The 18137-nt window shown below is 64.6% G+C and carries 16 protein-coding genes; 9 read left to right on the plus strand and 7 right to left on the minus strand.

Features of this window, described 5'->3' with window-relative positions; translation table 11 throughout:
- The first annotated feature begins 82 nt into the window (after positions 1 to 82).
- Entirely contained in the window at positions 83 to 1453 is a 1371-nt protein-coding gene (locus tag UP10_RS04960; protein ID WP_044586269.1) for an MmgE/PrpD family protein, read from the plus strand.
- Between the two features lie 156 nt (positions 1454 to 1609).
- Here UP10_RS04960 and UP10_RS04965 read toward each other — a convergent pair whose 3' ends face one another.
- From UP10_RS04965 to UP10_RS04975, 3 genes are all read right to left on the minus strand, one after another.
- Complete coding sequence (locus UP10_RS04965; protein ID WP_044586494.1) at positions 1610 to 3034, minus strand: serine hydrolase domain-containing protein; 1425 nt, start codon at positions 3032 to 3034, stop codon at positions 1610 to 1612.
- A gap of 377 nt (positions 3035 to 3411) precedes the next feature.
- Positions 3412 to 4473 (minus strand): helix-turn-helix domain-containing protein, encoded by a 1062-nt coding sequence (locus tag UP10_RS04970; protein WP_044586270.1) that lies wholly within the window; start codon positions 4471 to 4473, stop codon positions 3412 to 3414.
- Positions 4474 to 4536: 63 nt separating this feature from the next.
- A complete protein-coding gene (locus tag UP10_RS04975) occupies positions 4537 to 5112 on the minus strand; it encodes a GNAT family N-acetyltransferase (protein ID WP_044586271.1) in 576 nt (191 codons plus the stop codon).
- Between the two features lie 138 nt (positions 5113 to 5250).
- Here UP10_RS04975 and UP10_RS04980 point away from each other — a divergent pair, with 138 nt between their 5' ends.
- The 4 genes from UP10_RS04980 (at position 5251) to UP10_RS04995 (ending at position 10472) form a co-directional block, all read left to right on the plus strand.
- Positions 5251 to 6168: a pirin family protein gene (locus tag UP10_RS04980; RefSeq protein ID WP_044586272.1), complete on the plus strand. Its 918-nt coding sequence runs from the start codon at positions 5251 to 5253 to the stop codon at positions 6166 to 6168.
- Positions 6169 to 6243: 75 nt separating this feature from the next.
- Complete coding sequence (locus UP10_RS04985; protein ID WP_044586273.1) at positions 6244 to 7158, plus strand: phosphoribosylaminoimidazolesuccinocarboxamide synthase; 915 nt, start codon at positions 6244 to 6246, stop codon at positions 7156 to 7158.
- Between the two features lie 181 nt (positions 7159 to 7339).
- Entirely contained in the window at positions 7340 to 8137 is a 798-nt protein-coding gene (locus UP10_RS04990; RefSeq protein ID WP_044586274.1) for a crotonase/enoyl-CoA hydratase family protein, read from the plus strand.
- 136 nt (positions 8138 to 8273) lie between these two features.
- Positions 8274 to 10472 carry an SLC26A/SulP transporter family protein gene (locus UP10_RS04995; protein ID WP_245321662.1) on the plus strand — a complete coding sequence of 733 codons (2199 nt, stop codon included), beginning with the start codon at positions 8274 to 8276 and terminating at the stop codon, positions 10470 to 10472.
- Here UP10_RS04995 and UP10_RS05000 read toward each other — a convergent pair whose 3' ends face one another.
- Complete coding sequence (locus UP10_RS05000; RefSeq protein WP_044586276.1) at positions 10473 to 11843, minus strand: NAD(P)/FAD-dependent oxidoreductase; 1371 nt, start codon at positions 11841 to 11843, stop codon at positions 10473 to 10475.
- A gap of 56 nt (positions 11844 to 11899) precedes the next feature.
- The gene (locus tag UP10_RS05005) at positions 11900 to 12595 is read right to left on the minus strand and encodes a GntR family transcriptional regulator (protein WP_044586277.1); all 696 of its coding nucleotides are present in this window, start codon (positions 12593 to 12595) and stop codon (positions 11900 to 11902) included.
- 134 nt (positions 12596 to 12729) lie between these two features.
- Between UP10_RS05005 and UP10_RS05010 the strand changes: the two genes are divergently transcribed.
- Together UP10_RS05010 and UP10_RS05015 are read left to right on the plus strand one after the other, a co-directional pair.
- Positions 12730 to 13641 carry a transporter substrate-binding domain-containing protein gene (locus UP10_RS05010; RefSeq protein WP_245321663.1) on the plus strand — a complete coding sequence of 304 codons (912 nt, stop codon included), beginning with the start codon at positions 12730 to 12732 and terminating at the stop codon, positions 13639 to 13641.
- Positions 13642 to 13795: 154 nt separating this feature from the next.
- Complete coding sequence (locus UP10_RS05015; protein WP_245321664.1) at positions 13796 to 15415, plus strand: sensor domain-containing diguanylate cyclase; 1620 nt, start codon at positions 13796 to 13798, stop codon at positions 15413 to 15415.
- A gap of 96 nt (positions 15416 to 15511) precedes the next feature.
- On the opposite strand, the gene UP10_RS05020 is transcribed toward UP10_RS05015, so the two are convergent.
- Positions 15512 to 16549 (minus strand): Bug family tripartite tricarboxylate transporter substrate binding protein, encoded by a 1038-nt coding sequence (locus UP10_RS05020; RefSeq protein ID WP_050043570.1) that lies wholly within the window; start codon positions 16547 to 16549, stop codon positions 15512 to 15514.
- Between the two features lie 108 nt (positions 16550 to 16657).
- Here UP10_RS05020 and UP10_RS05025 point away from each other — a divergent pair, with 108 nt between their 5' ends.
- Together UP10_RS05025 and UP10_RS42800 are read left to right on the plus strand one after the other, a co-directional pair.
- A complete protein-coding gene (locus UP10_RS05025) occupies positions 16658 to 16915 on the plus strand; it encodes a carboxymuconolactone decarboxylase family protein (protein ID WP_050043571.1) in 258 nt (85 codons plus the stop codon).
- An 8-nt stretch (positions 16916 to 16923) separates the two neighbouring features.
- Positions 16924 to 17052, plus strand: coding sequence for a carboxymuconolactone decarboxylase family protein (locus UP10_RS42800; RefSeq protein ID WP_197086744.1), 129 nt, complete (start codon positions 16924 to 16926; stop codon positions 17050 to 17052).
- Between the two features lie 142 nt (positions 17053 to 17194).
- Here the strand turns inward: UP10_RS42800 and UP10_RS05030 are convergent, their stop codons facing one another.
- On the minus strand, positions 17195 to 18007 hold the full coding sequence (locus UP10_RS05030; RefSeq protein WP_044586278.1) for an SDR family NAD(P)-dependent oxidoreductase: 813 nt from the start codon (positions 18005 to 18007) through the stop codon (positions 17195 to 17197).
- Positions 18008 to 18137: the final 130 nt, after the last annotated feature.

Consider the following 18137-nt stretch of genomic DNA (forward strand, 5'->3'; position numbering starts at 1 on the left):
GCGGCAAGGCGGCTTGAAGGCAAGTCTACTTGAAAGGCAAGTCAGCCCCGCCTACCCTGCGCCGCGAAATTGAGGAAACACGATGGCTCACGAAACCGCAACGCTTGCCGCCTATGTCGCCGACCTGAAATATTCCGACATCCCGCCGGAGGTGCTGGAGCGCGCCAAGGTGCTGACGCTGGATTTCCTCGGCAGCGCCATCCGCGCCCGCCGCGACGCGGAATCGACGCCCTCGCTGGTGAAGATGCTGGAGGCGCTGGCGCTGGACGGCAAGGGCGAGGCCACCGTGTTCGGCGACGGCAAGACCTGGACACCGGCCGTGGCGGCGCTGCTCAATGGCGCGCTCGGCCATTCGCTTGATTTCGACGACACCCACGCGGATTCCTCGCTGCATCCCAGCGCGCCCGTGGTGCCCGCCGCATTCGCGGTCGGCGAGATGGTCGGGGCCTCCGGCCGCGACGTGCTGACCGCGATCGTCGCCGGCTACGAAGTGTGCTGCCGGCTCGGCAACGCGCTCGACCCGACCTCGCATTACGCCCGCGGCTTCCACCCGACCGCGACCGCAGGCACCTATGGCGCCGCCGCCGCCGCGGCAAAGCTGTTCGGCCTGTCGAAAGAGCAGATCGCCTCCGCCTTCGGCGTCTCCGGCAGCCAGGCCGCCGGTTCGCTGCAGTTTTTAGTCAACGGCGCCTGGAACAAGCGCTACCAGGTCGGTGCTGCCGCGATGAACGGCGTGATCGCAGCGACGCTGGCGCGCAACGATTTCGTAGGCTCGTCCGAATCGGTCGAGGGCAGGCACGGCCTGCTGGTCGGCTACAGCGACAATGCGCATCCGGACAAGGCGGTGGCCGGCTTGGGCCACACCTACGAGACCATGAAGATCGGCGTAAAACCCTATCCGAGCTGCCGCTACACCCATGCCGCGATCGACGCGCTGATCGCGATGCGCAGGGAGCACAATCTGACCCCCGACCAGATCAAAAAGGTCGAGATCGGCCTGCACCGCAACGGCATCACGCTGACGGGCGACGCCGCCACCAAGCGGCACCCGACCTCGATCGTCGGCGGCCAGTTCTCGATGTTCTTCACTGGCGCCATCGCGCTGGATCAGGGACGCTTCGGCTGGGACGATTACGAGCGGCTGGGCGACAAGGCGATCGACGCACTCGCCGACAAATTCGACGTGGTGCAGGACGACCGCCTCGAGGTTGGCCGCCCCCACCCGTTCGGCGCCCGCGTCTCCATCACCACCGACGACGGTGTGCATGAGCGGCTCTACGCCGATCCCTCCGGCGAACCGGCCTCGTTTCCCGATGCGCAGGCGATGCAGCAGAAGTTTCTGACGCTGGCGAGGCCGGTGCTCAACAAGCGCGCGGACCAGCTCGCGGATGCGATTCTCTCGCTGGAGCAGTTCGATCGCGTGGAAACGGCGACGCAGTTGGGACGGCAGTAATAGCCGCTGTCGTCCCGGCCAAGGCCGGGGCCCATACTCCGCGGCGGGTGTTGTGATCGGGACTCGTCGTTCCAGCGTGGCGCAACAATTGCCATTCGTGGTTATGGGTCCCGACCCTCGCCGGGACGACACGGACTTTGTTGCGCGGCCGGTGGGTCAATTCCCACCCGCAAGCGTCGCCTTGCCTGACGCCGCTACGACATCGCGGACGAGATCGAACACGCCATCCGCCTCCACCGGCCAGTTCGGCGAGCGGCCGAGACGGACGATGACGAGCCGCTCCGACGGCACGACGATCACATATTGCCCGATCGTGCCCTTGGCGAAGAAGGCATCGCGCGGCCAGCCGTGTTCGATGCGGTAGTTGGCGCCATGGCTGTCGCCGCGATTGGTCCAGAAGCCGGCGCCATAGCCGACCCAGGCGTTCGGCGTCGCTGACGCGGAGTATTTCACCCAGCCTTCCGGCAGGATGCGTTTTCCGCCGGCCATGCCGTCGTTGAAATAGAGCTGGCCGAACCGCGCCCAGTCGCGCGCACTCGCCAGCATCTGGCTCGATCCTTCCGGCGTTCCCGCGGCATCGAACTCCAGAACGACATTACGCATGCCGAGCGGGCCGAACAATTCGCGGCGCGCAAAGCGCATCACGTCCGCCGCGTGACCGCCGGCCGCATTGCGGATCAGATGCGAGAGGATGATGAAATTGCCGTCGTGATAATTCCAGGCCGCGCCGGGTGTGCTCTCCAGCGGAATGCTCTCGGCATACGCGGCCATGTCCGATTCCATGAACTTCATCCGGTTGACTGGTTCGAGCGTCGAGGTCAGCGAAGCCTGCAGCGAGCTGCCAAGCGCGAGTCCCGCGGTGTGACGCAGCAATTGGTCGACCGATATCGCGTGGCGCGGATCGCTTTGGTTCTGCCAGGCAGCGATCGGGACCGGCTGATCGACCGTCAACTTGCCGTCGCGCACCAGAATTCCGACCAGCGCCGAAATCACCGATTTGGTCGCGGAGAACCCGAGCAGCGGCGTATCGATGCCGATGCCGTCGGCGTAACGCTCGGCGACAATGTGGCCGTCCTTCATGACGACGATCGCGCGGGTGTGGCGGAACGGCGGTTGCGTCGGCTCGGCGAAGGCGCGGTCGAGCGCAACGGCGAGCTGCGGGTTTTGCGGCGCGACCACCGCGGGACCGGCGACCTCAGGCAGCAGTGCTACTTGCGGCGTCGCCGGTGGCAGCGCGGTATCGGCCGGAGCTTCGCCATGATCGAGAGTGCAGCCGAGCCCGTCACGATAAACGGCGTGACTACGGCCGAGGCCAAACAGCGTCACGGTGACGTCCTTGCGCGCGCGGTCGACCTTTGTGTCCATCGCCCAGGTGATCAGGCTGGTGCCCGGCATCGCCTCCATGGTCTCGGAGAAAATCCGGCCCGGTTCGAGGCCTGTCACGAAGGTCTCAGAGCAGATGATGTTGGCGACAAAGCCGGTCGCGACCTTCGGCACTTCGCGGGCGCGGGCGGCGGACCAGACAAGCGCGGTAAACGCGGTGGTGGCGGCAAGGATGAGAAACAGCTTTCGACGGGTCACGGTATCCTCCGGCATGGCGCAATGGGCGCGCGGCCGGGATTAGGCGGGACCGGGCGCGGAAGCGCTCGCCAGATTTGGAAATCGGGATGGTCGAAAGTTGAGGGTGGCTGGCCGATTCTGAAATTATGCAGGGATTACAAAGGTCCAGGAAAGGGGCACGTCGTCCCTTCTCCCCTTGTGGGAGAAGGTGGCCATAGGCGGCCTCTGGCCGCCGTTCGTCAAAAAGGACGCCGACGCGTTGCATCGGCTATGCGCAGTCCGCGACGGATGAGGGGCCTGCTTCCGCGGAGAGAAACCCCCACCCGGCTTCGATGCTTCCGCATCGAAGCCACCCTCTTCCACAACGGGAGAGGGTGTAGAGGGCCCGTCGCAGGCAATTACGCCGCGCTGACCTTCAGCCGCCGGTATTCCGTCGGCGTCACGCCTGTCGTCGCCTTGAAGGCGCGATTGAAAGGCCCGAGCGATTGGAAACCGGCATCCATCGCAATCGTGATGACGGGGACTTCAGCCTGGGTGGGATCGGCGAGCGCGGCCTTGGCCTCCTCGATCCGGTGGTTGTTGAGGAAGACGTTGAAATTGCGATAGCCGAGCCGCTGGTTGATCAGCCGCCTCAGGCGGTATTCGGGGATCTTCAGCCGGCTCGCCAGCGTGCCGATGGTGATGTTGTCGTGGCGATAGATACGCTCATCCGCCATCAGCCGCATCAGGGCGTCGACCAGCTTCCGGTCGGCCGAATCCTCCGCGGCGGCCGGCGGCGCGTTGAGCACAACCGCCTCGGGCGAGCCGGTGAACAGGTCGGCACCGTCGACACGCAACATCGCCGAGGTGATCGCGGCCACGAGACCGGTGAGCACGGCGACATTCAGCAGGTTGGCCCATTCCACCGTCACGCGGCTCCCGGCATACGCGATCTGCAGCACCGCGTTCATTCCGCCGTACAGCGCAGACGCAGCGACGATGAAGACGCGGACACGGCGGCGTCGCTCGACCAGGTCCGCAGACCACGCCGTGATGGTCTGCGCCACCGCCAGCGCGATGAAGACCAGCACGAGCAAATTGACCATCACGATCGCGGTCCGCGCGTTGCCGCCGGGCGCAAACCACATGCAGTTGACGAAGCTGAAGGCGACGACCGCGGCCCAGATCGGGCCATGCCACCAGCGCAGCTGAAAGGCGTCATCGAACAGCGCGCGGGTGAACAGCCAGAACACCACGATATTGCCGGTCGAGAGCGCGATCAGCGGCGCATGCCCGGCCGAGACCGGCGCCCCGGCGCCGATCGACGCGGTCATCGCATGCGCGGCCGAGCCGAGCGCGAAGGCAATCGTAAGCCGCCCGGCCAGCACCTTGCCGAAATCCGAGACCAGCGAGGCCGCAAGCACCAGCAGCAGCGCCACGGTGGCGGCGCGCAGGCACAGTTCTGTCGCGGCAAGGGTCATCGATCGGTTGGCTTCAAGTTGGAAACAGCAGCGGCACGAACATCGGTCCTCACACGTGACTTTTCAAGAACCATCGCGAGGCCACCGACCTCGCAGCGTGACCCAGATATCGACGATGTCGCCCTCGAGCTTGCCCGCGCCCTCGTTCTCGGCGCCCAATCGCCGCGCCACGACCTGCGAGGCGACGTTGGCCGGACCGATGCAGTGGATGATACGGTCGACCGTAAAATTGGCGAACACCCAATCGATCGCGGCGCGCGCCGCTTCCACCGCATAGCCCCGCCCGCGACACTCTTTGGCGATGCCCCAGCCGACCTCGAAGCCCGGCCAACCCGGCGGATAATACGGCCCGACGCGGCCGATATAGCGGCCCGAGGATTTCTCCTCGACCGCGAACATGCCGAAGCCATGCAGCGCCCAGTGCCCGGAGATCACGGCCGCGTTGCGCCAACCTTTCAGCTCCGATGTGATCGGTTGGTGATCCGGCGTGATGAAGCGCGCGGTTTCAGGATCGGACAGCATCGCCGTGTTGTCAGCGACATCGGACGCGCGCCACGGCCGCAGGATGAGGCGCGCGGTTTCGATCACGGGACCATCGACCTGCAGCAGCTTCGCGCCGGGCTTGATCAGAGAAACCATCGCTCACCTCAGTTTCCAGGATTGCTCTCGCGGATATCGCACGGCGTACGCAAATAGACCACGGTCACTGCGCCGCGACCGGCGCGACGAGGCGATCAAATCCTGTTACGATCACCGCAATCACGAAGGAGTCTTCTCATGAGCTGGCAACCCTCCACCGACCCAGAGCTCGGCGATCCAAGGACCTGCGATGCGATCGACCTCGTCATCGTGCCGCGCACCCGCGATCTCGGCGACGGCTTTGCGGTGCGCCGCGCGCTGCCGCATGGCAAGCGGCAGATGGTCGGTCCCTTCATCTTCTTCGATCATTTCGGACCGGTGCAATATCTCGCCGGCAAGGGCATGGACGTGCGGCCGCATCCGCATATCGGCCTTGCCACGGTCACCTATCTGTTCGACGGCAGCATCATGCACCGCGACAGCGAGGGCAACGTCCGGGAGATCCAGCCCGGCGCGATGAATCTGATGACCGCGGGCCGCGGCATCGCACATTCCGAGCGCACCCCCGAGGTGCAGCGCCGCGATGGCCAGAAAATGCTCGGTCTGCAGAGCTGGATCGCCTTGCCCGCGGGCAAGGAAGAAATCGCGCCGTCGTTCCAGCATTATGCTGCCGGCGAATTGCCTATTATCAATGAGCGCGACTTCACTGCGCGCGTGATCGCAGGCTCGGCGTTCGGCATCACCTCGCCAGTCAGCATGGTATCGCCGTGGTTCTATGCCGAGGTCACCGCGCAGTCAGGGACGAGCGTGCCGCTCGACCCTGACCATGAGGAGCGCGCGATCTACCTGGTCGACGGCGAGGTCGAGATCACCAATGAACGCTATGAGGGGCCGCGGCTGCTGATCTTCCGGCCCGGCGATCGCATCACCGTGAAGACGACGAAGCCAACGCGCATGATGTTCCTCGGCGGCGACGCGCTGGAGGGGCCGCGCCACATCTGGTGGAATTTCGTTTCTTCCAGCAAGGAGCGGATCGAGCAGGCCAAACAGGACTGGAAAACCGGCCGATTCACGCAAGTTCCGCAGGAACATGAGTTCATTCCACTGCCGGAGTGAGCTATCTCCTGTCGTAGGCTCCCTTGCCGCCCGCGCGACGCCCGCGCGGGCGCGCGGCTTTCGAAAGATCACGCCATGACTGCGATGCTATCAAGCGATTTGCCCCTGCCCCGGATCGGCCGCGGCAAGGTGCGCGATATCTATGCCGTCGGCGACGACCGTGTGCTGCTGCTCACCACGGACCGCATCTCGGCCTTCGACGTGGTGATGACTGAGACCATCCCGATGAAGGGCGCGGTGCTCACGCAGATCAGCGCCTGGTGGTTCCGGCAGCTCGAGGGCACCGTGCCGCACCACATGATCAGCGCCGATGCCGACGAGATCATCCGTGCGGTGCCCGCGCTGAAGGACCATCGTGCCGACATCGTCGGGCGCGCGATGCTCTGCAAGCGCACGACGGTGTTCCCGATCGAATGCGTGATCCGCGGCTACATCTCCGGCTCGGCGTGGAAGGAATACGCGGCCGACGGCACGCTCGCCGGCGAGAAGCTGCCCGCGGGCCTGGTCGAGAGCCAGAAGCTCGAGCCCGCGATCTTCAGCCCGGCGACCAAGGCGGAGGCCGGCCACGACGAGAACATCACCGTGGCCCGCGTACGCGAGATCCTCGGCGCCGACGTCGCGGCGACGCTGGAGACCATGGCGCGCGATGTCTACGGCTATGGTGAAAAGACCAGCCGAACCCGCGGCATCATCATCGCGGATACGAAATTCGAGTTCGGCCGCGACAAGGATGGCCGCATCATCCTGATCGACGAGGTGATGACGCCGGATTCCTCGCGCTTCTGGGCGGTCGACGCCTACAGGCCCGGCCGGCCGCAGCCGAGCTTCGACAAGCAGCCGTTGCGCGACTATCTCGACATCGAGCGCCGCGCCGGCCGCTGGAACGGCGACGCCCCCGCGCCGCCATTGCCAGCGAGCGTCGTTGATACCACCAGCAAGCGGTATCTCGAGGCTTACAGCCGCGTGACGGGGACGGAGCTGAAGGTCTAGCTCCAGCGCCATTGCGGATCGCGTAGCGACAGCGCAAATTCCCTCTCCGTCATTCCGGGACGCTCCGAAGGAGCGGGCCCGGAATCCATTCATCCGCACGCGCCGTGTGGCGAAATGGATTCCGGGTTCGCGCTTCGCGCGCCCCGGAATGACGACAAGGAAAACACCCAGGGAGCGCCCCATGTCCGAAGCCGACTCCGTGCTCGTCGCGCGCGATGGCCCCATCTCCATCAACCGTCCGCATTGCCGCAACGCTGTCGACGGCGCGACTGCGCGCAAATTGTATGACGCATTCTTGGCGTTCGACGCCGATCAAGACGCATCGGTCGCCGTCTTCACCGGAACCGGCGGCACCTTCTGCGCGGGCGCGGACCTTAAGGCGGTGGCGGCAGGCGATCCCAACAAGAAGCGCGAGATCGGCGGCCACAAAACGATCGCGCCGATGGGGCCGAGCCGGTTGCGACTGTCTAAGCCCGTCATCGCGGCGATCGAAGGCTTTGCCGTCGCTGGCGGCATGGAACTCGCGCTGTGGGCCGACATGCGCGTGGTCGCCGAGGATGCGACCTTCGGCGTCTTCTGTCGCCGCTTCGGCGTGCCGCTGATCGATCTCGGCACCGTCCGCCTGCCACGACTGATCGGCCACTCGCAGGCGATCGACCTGATCCTCACCGGACGCCCGGTCGGCGGACCCGAGGCACTGCGCATGGGACTTGCGAACCGGCTGGTGCCGAAGGGCGAGACCCGCGCGCACGCAATCGTGCTCGCCAAGGAGATCGCGCAATTCCCGCAAAAATGCCTGCGCGCCGACCGGCTGTCGGCGCTGCGACAATGGGACCTCGAGGAGGAGGACGCAATCAGGAACGAGATGCGCGGCGGGCTCGAAGTGATCGCATCAGGCGAGACGCTATCAGGCGCGACGCGCTTCGCCTCGGGCGTCGGCCGTCATGGCGCATTCGGTGGCGAGAGCGGAGGCGGTTGAACTCCCTGTTGGTCTGGCGAACGACAGGACGACAAGGGTTCACGTGCGCGCGTTGAGAGCCGCTGTCACAAAAATCCTGTTGTGGTCCTGCGCCGCGCTCGTCTACGACTGACGGCTAAATTTCGGGATATTCTTTGTGATCAGCCGATCGCTTTATCTCGGCTCGCGTGCGCGGCGGGCCTTCAATGATATTCTTGGTGGGAGCGCAGCCAGCGTCCTCAGCATCACGTTCGGCCTGTCCTACGCGCTGCTGATCTTTGCCGGGCCGTTGTCGCCCTATCTGTCCTACGGCGTCGCCGCGGCCTTCATCAGTTCGGCGGTGCTTGCGACATTCATCGCGTTGGGCAGTTCGCTGCCATTTGCGATTGCCGGGCCTGAAAGTTCCACCGCCGCTGTGACCGGGATTCTGGCGACCTCGCTGGTCGAGCGCATCAGTGCCGCGAATCCGTCGGCGCCGCTGCTCGCGCCGGTGCTGATCACGCTCGGCCTGTCGACCGTCATCACCGGCCTCGTGCTGTGCGGCCTTGGCTTGACGCGGATGGGCCGCGCGATCCGCTATGTGCCCTATCCCGTGGTCGGCGGCTTCCTCGGCGCGACCGGACTGTTGATCGTGCTGGGCGCGATCAGGGTCATCACCGATCACCCCGTGCAGTTCAGCACCCTGTTCCGCTTCACGAACCTCATCACCGTCTCAGAGCTTTGCGCGGCCGGCGCGATGGCGCTGGTGCTGTATCTGACCTGGCACCGCTCGCGGACGCCGCTTGGCCTGCCGATCATCCTGATCGGCGGCGTACTCGTCGCGCATCTGGCGTTCTGGATCGTCGGCATCTCGCCCGAGGAAGCCCGCGCGGCCGGTTGGACCTTCCAGCCGCCGCCACCCTCGAGCTTCATGCTGCCCTGGCACGCCGACGAGCTCGCGCATTACCCCTGGTCGGCGGTCCCGGACCTGCTCGGCAATTTGATCGCGGTCGTATTCGTCACCGCGGCCTCGACGCTGTTCAACACCACCGGGATCGAGGTCGCCGCGCATCGCGAAGCCAATCTGGAGCGCGAGCTCAACATCACCGGCTTTGCCAACATCATGACCGGCGCGCTGGCCGGCTATGCCGGCTGCATCTCGGTCAGCCGCACGGTCCTCAATTTCTCGAGCGGCGGGCGCGGCCGGTTGTCCGGCTTCACCGTCGCCGCGACGTCGCTATTGATGCTGGCCGTCGCGCCGGAATTGCTCGGCTACATGCCGAAATTCGTGCTTGGCGGGCTGCTGATCTATCTCGGCGCCGACCAGTTGCACAAATGGATCATCGAATCGCGCAAACGGCTGTCGAAGGCCGAATACGCATCGCTGCTCGCGATCATCGCCATCATCGTCACCTGGGGATTCGTCCCGGGTATCCTGATCGGCATCATCATCGGCTGCGCGACGTTCGCGTTCAGTGCAGCGCGCATCGAGGCGGTCAAGTACAGCTTCGACGGCTCGGAATATCGCAGTTCCCTGGACCGCTCGCGCGACGACCAGGAGGTGCTGCTGGCCCATGGCGGCAAGATCCGCGGGCTCAACCTGCAAAGCTATCTGTTCTTCGGCTCCGCCAACCGGCTCTACCAGCACGTCAAGGCGTTACTGCAGGAACATCCGGAGTGCCGCTACCTGCTGTTCGACTTCAAGCTCGTCACCGGCATCGATTCGTCCGCGGCCTACAGCTTTGCGCAGATCAAGCGCAGCGCGCACGATGTCGGCGTCGAGCTGGTGCTCGTTTATCTGTCGGCCACGGCAGAGAAACTGCTGCGCTCGAGCGATTTCATCACCGAGGGCGTCACGATTATTCCCGAGCTCGATCATGCGCTGGAATGGTGCGAGAACGAGCTCATCGCGCAGCATCAAGGGCTCACCCAGGAAGCGGCTAGTCTGCGCGGCTGGTTCACAGAGATTCTCGACAGCGAGCGCGACGCCGACGAGCTGATCCGCCGCTGCCAGCGTATCGAGGTCGACGCCGGCGAGACTATCGTGCGCGCCGGCGATGCCGCCGATTCCATGCACTTCATCCTCGACGGGCGCGTCGGCATCATGGTGCCCGCCGACGACGGCCGCACCACGCGGGTTCGCAGTCTCGGCCCGACCACAACGATCGGCGAAATGGGCCTCGTCTCGCACGCCCCGCGCAGCGCGACGATCCAGGCCGAGGTCGCAAGCGTGCTCTACGTGCTGAACGCGCTCCAGTTCGCAGCGATCAAGGACGAAGACCCTGAGCTCAGCCACAAGCTGCTGACATATTTCGTCTCCGTGATGGCCGAGCGGCTGACCTTCGCGAACCGCACCATCGCGGTACTGCGGCGGTAGCTACAGCAACCCGCGGCTGGCGGTCGCCTCCAACTCGGCCATCAGCGTCTTGTCCTCGTAGCGCGCGAGCGAGAGGCTGCGGGCGAATCCTGGCGCCGGCGCGCCGACGACGGCGCGGGCGCAGAGATCGCCGGCGGCGCCGGCGCCCATCGTGCCGTAGCCGGAGAGCGCGGTCGCCAGGAACACGCCCGGGGTTTTCGCCGCGCCGATCAGCGGCCAGTTTTCTTTCGTCATCGGATAGTAGCCGCCATAGTGCACGCGGTCGCGCGGCAAGGCGCCGAGATAGTGCGCAAGCGCCGGCTGCAGCCGGCTCGCCGCGCGCAACACCACTTCGGGGAAATAAGGGTTCAGCTCCGGCTCACGAACTGGCTCGGTTGTCGTTTCTTCATTGAAGGCCCAGCCGAGCTTGATCCATTCGCCGTGATCGCCGCCATCGGGCCGGCAATGGATGCTGCCGGGCATCGGTTCAAGAAGACCCGCAAATTCGGGCGCGGATGCGAGCGCCTCGCGCTCGTCGTCGGACCAGGCCAGCGTCTGGCCGTCGAGATCGATCGCAAATGGCATCCGGCGGTCGACCGCATGATTGCGATCGGCGAAAGCGATCTTTTGCTGCAGGACATTGAAAATTGGCAATTGCTCGCCGTGCATCGCCGACACGTGCGCGGCGAACGGGCCCGCGGCGTTGACGATGATGTCGGCCTTGATGGTCTGCCTGACGTCATCGGCCAGCACATCGACGGCGAACCGGTCGGCCTTGGCGATGCCGAGAACTTTCGCCTGCTGAAACTGCGCGCCTGAGTGCCGCATGGTCTCCAGCATGTACTGGCCGAGCTGCTGGCCGCTGATGTCACCCGCCCTCCGGATATGCAGGCCGGTGGCGACTTCGCGATCGAATTTCGGATAGTAGGTCTGGACCAGATCGCGGCCGAGCAGCACGTCGACGCCGTCCGGCGCGCTCTGCCAGTCCGCCGACAGCGCCGGCGCGTAGCCGCTCGCCGTGCCTTCGTGCAGGCGGATCAGCTTTGACGCTGAAGCGCCATAGCCGGCGAACAATTGCTGCAGCAGCTCGTCCGGCTTCTCCTCGCGCGTGACGAGGAGGTAGCCGCGGCGCGTCATGTGGATGCGATTGTCGCTGCGGCGCGCGATCTCCTCCATCAAATCGGTAGAGTGGTTGGTGAAATCGGCCATCGTCGGATGCGGCCACCAATTGCGGTAGTTCTCGCCCGACTGCGCCGACGTCAACGTCATCGGCTGGCCTTCGTCGACGATCAAAAGGCGCGACCGCTTGTGCTGGACAGCGAGGTAATAGGCCGTGGCAATGCCGACGATTCCAGCACCGATCACCAGGATTTCAACGTCGTCAGTCTTCACACGCACTCTCCCAAGGCCTCGCGGCGAGGCCAACGATGTTGATTCGGAAATAGCGATCAACCCTCGGCGCCGGCGTCCCGCGTGGCCTGACGCTGCGCAGACCGCAGCGTCTTCTGGGTCTGCTCGATGTGCTCGCGCAGCAGGCGGATCGCCTTCTCGGTCTCACCCTCGCGGCACAATTCCAGCAGCCGGTAATGCTCGCGCTGCGGACGCTCCTTGCCGGTCGCGCGCGATACCAAGGCTCGCGTGAAGCGACCGACGTGACCGTAATTCGCTTCGATCATCGTCAGCAGCCGTGGGCGGTTGCACGGCGCGTAGAGCGTCGCATGGAATGTCCAGTTGAAGGCGCCCCATTGCGCCGGATCGGGCTCGCGATCGTAGGAGCGGAGGATCTTCGTCGCCTCATCGAGATCCATCTCGCCCATCGCCGGGATCGCCAGCCGCAGCGCATGGCATTCGAGCGCGATGCGGATTTCGAGCAGCTCCACGACCTCGTCGATCGACAGGTCCGAGACCACAGCGCCGCGATTGGGCAGGATCGTCACAAAACCCTCGGCCTCGAGTTGCCGCAACGCTTCGCGAACCGGGATGCGGCTGGTGCCGAACCGTTCGGCCAGTTCGTCCTGCCGGAGCTGGAGGCCGGGTGCGAGCTCGCCCGATGAGATCGCGCGGCGCAGCGCCTCGCGCACCGTATCCGGCGTCGATCCGTGCGCTCCAGCCAGTCGGTTTCCTGCGGCGGCTCCCGGTCCCATCCCGGCTCCTCGATGCTTGCGGCGGCCCGCGATGTCGCGGCCGACTGCCAGATTGTATAAAATCTATTTGCTGATTATGCAATACTCTGTACAAGGCGGGTCGATTTCAGTCCGTCTTATCCAAGGGGATCGCGATGAATCAGCCGAAGCACACAGCCGCAAAAGCATTGTTCCGCTCGTTCATGCTGGCCGTGGTGGTCGTTGTCCCCGCTTATGCCCAGTCGCCTGGCGGCACGCTGGCCAAGATCAGGGACACCAGCGAAATCCGGCTCGGCCACCGCGATGTGTCGGTGCCGTTTTCCTATCTCGACGAGAATCAGAAGCCGGTCGGTTTTGCGATGGACCTCTGCGCACGGATCGTCGATGCCGTGAAGAGCGAACTCAAACTGCCATCGCTGCAGACCAAACTGCAGCCGATCCAGCTCTCGACCCAGATTCCGCTGATCGAGAACGGCACCATCGATATCGTCTGCGGTCCCGCGACCAACACGCTGGAGCGGCAGAAGGTAGTGGCCTTCAGCGACACCATCTTCGTCTCGAGCATCCGCGCCGTGGTGCAGAAGGATGCGCCGATCAGGTCATTCGAGGATCTGAGCGGCCGGCCGGTGTCGCTGACCTCGGGCTCGACCTCGATCGGGCTCTTGGCCGCGCGCGGCCAGGAGAAGAATTTCCAGACCAGGAACATCCTGACCCCGGTTCATGGGGCATCGTTCCTGGCGCTAACAACCGGCCGCAGCGAAGCCTTCATCATGGATGACATCCTGCTCGCGAGCCTGATTGCCAACAGCGCCAAGCCCTCCGACTGGCGCATCATCGACGACAGCCTGCGCACCGAGCCCTATGGGTTGATCATTCGCAAGGGCGATCCGGAATTCAAGGCGCTCGTGGACACGACGCTGACCGCCATGATGAGGAGCAACGCGTTCGGGGAACTCTACGCAAAATGGTTCAAGACTCCGATTCCGCCGAGGAACGTGAACCTGAACTTCCCGATGACGGCGCCTTTGAAGGACGCGGTCGCCAATCCGAACGACAAGGGCGTCTGACGAACCGACCCGCGAGAAAATGCACGGCTGTGGGGCAAAACAGCCGGTTCCCGTCAACGGCCTGTTAAGCAGGAACCGAGATCACAAGAGAAATTTCAGGCCTTTGTAGCTCCGAAGGGGTTCGATTGGCGCGTGCTCATTGGAAAACGCCGCCATGTCAGTACCCCATATGTCAGTGCCCAATCTCAAGGTCCGCGGCCGTACGCTGCTGGCCGCCAAGGTCATCTTCAACTTCGGCCAGTCCATCATCGACTGCGTGGTGCGACGGATCACCGACGATGGCGCGACGATCGAACTTGAAAGCGGGCTCGGTATCCCGGAACACTTCCAGCTCTCGATCGCCAGCGAAGCCGCGGTGCTCCCCTGCAAGCTGGTCTGGCAATCGGAAAAGCAGATCGGGGTCACCTTCGAAACCCAACAGGCCGCCGACGCGGCGACAGCCAAGCAGGATGCGTCAGAGGAACGCGGCGGAGACCATGTCGTGCGCAGCCAGATGCTGGCGCTGCGTGCGGCACTCGATCAGGTGCCGCTCGGCATCGTTCTGCTCGACGCAAGGCTGAACGCCCGTTTCATCAATCAGGCCTTCCGGCGGATGTGGGCGCTATCCGACGCGGTCGCCGACCGGCACCCGTCGTTTGCCGCGCTGATGTTCCACGGGCGCGACACCGGTGCCTATGAAATTCCCGCAGACCGGCTCGAAGCCTATGTCGCCGAGCGCATCGAGCGCGTCGCCAGGAATGAGGGCTTCCAGCAAGACCTGCGCCGCACCAAGGGCGACGTCATCCGCATGCAGTGTACGCCGCTGCCCGACGGCGGCCGCATGCTGAGCTACATGGAGGTCACCGATATCGTCCGTCAGTCGGACGAGCTGAGGACGCTGCGGGACGCACTGGAAAATGTCCAGGATGGCGTGCTGCTGCTCGATGCCGATCTCAAGGCGACCTTCATGAACCAGAAAGTGCGAAAATTCTGGGAGATCGACGAACAGGAGGCGGCGAAACACCCGTCCTATGCCTCGCTGATTACCCGCACGCGGCGGGCCATCGATCCCCACATGTCACCGAAAGAGCTGGCCAGCTTTGCGAGCAAGCGTGTCGCCGAGGTGAAGGCAGGCAATCATGTCCGCGAGTTGCAGACCCCTGATAACCGACGCCTCCGGGCGCATTGCACCACGATGGCCGGCGGCGGCCGCATGATCACCTACTACGATGTCACCGATCTGATCCGCAATGCCGAGCAGCTTGAACGGCTCGCGACCACCGACCCGCTCACCGGTCTCTATAATCGACGGCATTTCCTCGAGGCGCTGGACGCCGAGTGGAGCCGCTTCCAGCGTTATTACCGCTCGGTCTCGGTGCTGATGGTCGACATCGATCACTTCAAGGACGTCAACGACCGCTACGGACACGCTGTCGGCGACGAGGCGATCAAGGCCATGACCGAGGCCTGCCTTCACGGCAAGCGGAAATCCGACATTGTCGGCCGGGTCGGTGGCGAGGAATTCGCCATCGTGTTGCCGGAGACAAGCCTGTCGCGAGCGAAAATCGTCGCGGAGCGCATCCGCAAGCGCATCGCCGCGCAAACGCTCGGCGCCCGCGATGGATCTTTCCAGATCACGGCGAGCATCGGCGTCGCCGAGGCCTCGGTCAGCATGTCCGGCATAGAGGCCCTGATGAGCGCCGCCGATCAGGCGCTGTATCAGGCGAAAGACCAGGGGCGGAATTGCTGCGTGTGCTGGTCGCCGCCAGCGCCGGCAAAGCTGGCCGCGGAGTAGCACCTCGACCGCACGACGTCGGCCGTGGACGCTGGACGCGTGACACGAGCAGGTTTGATTTCGGCCGCGCCGCGTGCTCGCGATCGACGGCCACCCTCACTCCTTCAATCCTGCCGCCTCAATCAGGCTTCTCCACTTTTCGATATCGCGGGCGATGAAGCTGGCGAACTCGGCAGGCGTGCCGCCCAGCACCTCGATGCCCTGCGCCTTCAACGCCTCCCGGATCGATGGCTGTTGCAGCGCTTCGTTCGACGCCTTGGCGAGGGTGTCGATGATCTCGGGCGCCGTTCCGGCCGGCGCCAGCAGGCCGATCCAGACGCCGACGTCGAAACCGGTCAAACCCGCCTCCTCCATGGTCGGAACATCCGGCAGGATGGCCGTACGTTTCGACTGGCCGACAGCCAGCGCGGTCAATTGGCCGGACGCCACAAAGGGCGCGAGCGGGGCCGCGACGTTGAACATCAGATTGATGCGCCCGGCCAGCAGATCCGTCACCGCCTGGCTGGCTCCGCCCTGATAGGGCACCGCCACGATGTCGGTCCCCGCCTTCATGTTGAACATCGCGACCGCCATGTGGCTCGCCGTCCACAGTCCGGAGGTCCCGAAGGTCAGCTGGCCGGTCTGTCGTTTCGCGAGCGCGATCAGATCGCCCACTGTCTTCACCGGCAAGGACGGGTTAGCCACGAGGACGTTGGGGACGACACCCAGCAGCGCAATCGGCGCGAGCTCCTTGCCGAGGTCAAAGCCGCTCTTCATGCGCGCTGGATTGATCGTGTTGGCCACCGTCGCCACGAACAGGGTTCGGCCGTCATTCGGCGCACGCGCCACCGCTTCTGCCGCGAGCATACTGCTGTTGCCTGGGCGATTCTCGACAACAACCGGCTTGCCGAGGGCCTCCTCCAGGTGCCTTGCGACCAATCTGGCGACGATGTCGGCGGGCGATGCCGAGCCGAAACCGACGACCAGACGTACCGGCCCTGCCGGATAGGATGCAGCGTTCGCCGGCGCGAATCCGGATGCCAGAGCAAGCGCCAGGAAGATGAAGGCCAAACGCAGGCTGATCGTCCCATTCATTTCGGTTGCTCCGCGCGGCCCAGAGCCGCAGCGGCCAGCCTTGCCCGCCGCCGCGATCACTGTTCATGGCGTAGCATTCTCCGGCTATCCTGCCCATCTGTCACTAGGTCATGTGACTCAGCGATCGCAGCGAGCCTGCTTAACCCGTGCATCCGTCAGGAGAGCGTCATGGAAACAAATCAACATCTTCGCCAGCGCGGCGAGCAGAAGATCGGGGAAATCCTCGGACAGACCGCCGCCGATATCGAGAAGTCCCTGGGCGATCTCGCCCCATCGCTGGCGACCTATGTGCTGGAGACGATCTACGGGCAGATCTATCAGTCGCCGACGCTTGATAGCCGGACACGCCAGATCGTCACCGTGGCAAGCCTCGCAACGCTTGGCACGGCGGACCACAATTGCGGACCCATATCGGTGGCGCTTTGAAATGCGGGGTGACCCGCGAGGAGTTGATCGAGATCATGGTGCAGCTTGTGCCCTATGCCGGCGTTGCAACCGCGATCAATGGCGTCGCCGCATGCCGTGACGTCTTCGCCAAGCTCGATCGACATCCAGACGCATAGGCCTGGGAACTCACACACCGGGACAACGATGCCGCATCCAACCGGCGACATCTCCGTTTCTTCGTCGATGGCAGTGCATCGCTGGCGAGCATCCTGCTCGCCAGCGATGGTGTGTTCCGGTAGACAGCTCTTCGGCCTACGGTCAGCCCTGTGCGCGCCTTGAAACGTCCGACCATGCGTCCCAGGTCGCAAGCCGTTCGGCGTATTGCTTTTGCGCAATACCGAGAGCGATCTCACCGAGGAAGAGCCGGAGTGGCGGCGATGACGCGTCAACGACAACACTCAGGATGGCTTCAGCAGTCGCCACAGGGTTGCCGAGCTTGCGCGACGATGATGCCAGCTTGAGCCGATCCCGAAGCCCGCCATATTCCGACATCGGCGCAAGATGCGTGGAGGAGCTTCCACGCCAATCGGTATCGTAGCCGCCAGGCTCGATCAGCGTAACCTTGATTCCGAAATCTGCGACCTCGGAGGCCAGCGTTTCTCCAAGACCCTCCACCGCCCACTTAGTCGCATTATAGACGCCCGCGGTCGGGAAGGTGATGATGCCCGCGAGGCTGGACGTGATCAGGATGTGTCCGCCGCGCAGGACAGGCAGCGCGGCCTGGATGACCCAAAGCGTGCCAAAGAAGTTGGTGTCGAATTGCGCCCGTGCATTCTCCTCATCGGTTTCCTCGATGGTCCCGAAGACGGCGTAACCGGCATTGCTAACGATCACATCGAGGCGTCCGAACGTCGTCACGGCGGTGTGCACGGCCGCCCTGACGGCCTCCTCGTTGCGCACGTCCAACTCGATCGGCAATAGTGCAGAGCCGTGGACCTCGCGGAGATCCGAGAGTGCTCGTCTGTCTCTGACGCACGCAGCGACTTTGTCGCCACGCGCTAGCGCAGCCTCCGTCCAGGCGCGCCCCAAACCGCGCGACGCTCCCGTGATGAACCAGATCTTTTCGGCCATGGTCAAACTGTTCTCCAACATGGTGCAAGCGGCCCGGAGACAGTGGAGGTCTCACTTGGCCATGACCAAAGCTAACGGCGATGCCCGTCCGACCTGTAATCGATACGCGCCACATAATGCGCCGATCCGG

It is taken from the genome of Bradyrhizobium sp. LTSPM299, assembly GCF_000938235.1.
In the GTDB taxonomy this organism is placed as follows: Bacteria; Pseudomonadota; Alphaproteobacteria; order Rhizobiales; family Xanthobacteraceae; genus Bradyrhizobium.

Bases quoted from the DNA above. Each gene is read 5' to 3' on its own strand.
- UP10_RS04960 (WP_044586269.1), top strand. From the start codon at position 83: ATGGCTCACGAAACCGCAACGCTTGCCGCCTATGTCGCCGACCTGAAA.
- UP10_RS04970 (WP_044586270.1), bottom strand. From the start codon at position 4,473: ATGACCCTTGCCGCGACAGAACTGTGCCTGCGCGCCGCCACCGTGGCG.
- UP10_RS04975 (WP_044586271.1), bottom strand. From the start codon at position 5,112: ATGGTTTCTCTGATCAAGCCCGGCGCGAAGCTGCTGCAGGTCGATGGT.
- UP10_RS04980 (WP_044586272.1), top strand. From the start codon at position 5,251: ATGAGCTGGCAACCCTCCACCGACCCAGAGCTCGGCGATCCAAGGACC.
- UP10_RS04985 (WP_044586273.1), top strand. From the start codon at position 6,244: ATGACTGCGATGCTATCAAGCGATTTGCCCCTGCCCCGGATCGGCCGC.
- UP10_RS04990 (WP_044586274.1), top strand. From the start codon at position 7,340: ATGTCCGAAGCCGACTCCGTGCTCGTCGCGCGCGATGGCCCCATCTCC.
- UP10_RS05005 (WP_044586277.1), bottom strand. From the start codon at position 12,595: ATGGGACCGGGAGCCGCCGCAGGAAACCGACTGGCTGGAGCGCACGGA.
- UP10_RS05010 (WP_245321663.1), top strand. From the start codon at position 12,730: ATGAATCAGCCGAAGCACACAGCCGCAAAAGCATTGTTCCGCTCGTTC.
- UP10_RS05015 (WP_245321664.1), top strand. From the start codon at position 13,796: ATGTCAGTACCCCATATGTCAGTGCCCAATCTCAAGGTCCGCGGCCGT.
- UP10_RS05025 (WP_050043571.1), top strand. From the start codon at position 16,658: ATGGAAACAAATCAACATCTTCGCCAGCGCGGCGAGCAGAAGATCGGG.
- UP10_RS05030 (WP_044586278.1), bottom strand. From the start codon at position 18,007: ATGGCCGAAAAGATCTGGTTCATCACGGGAGCGTCGCGCGGTTTGGGG.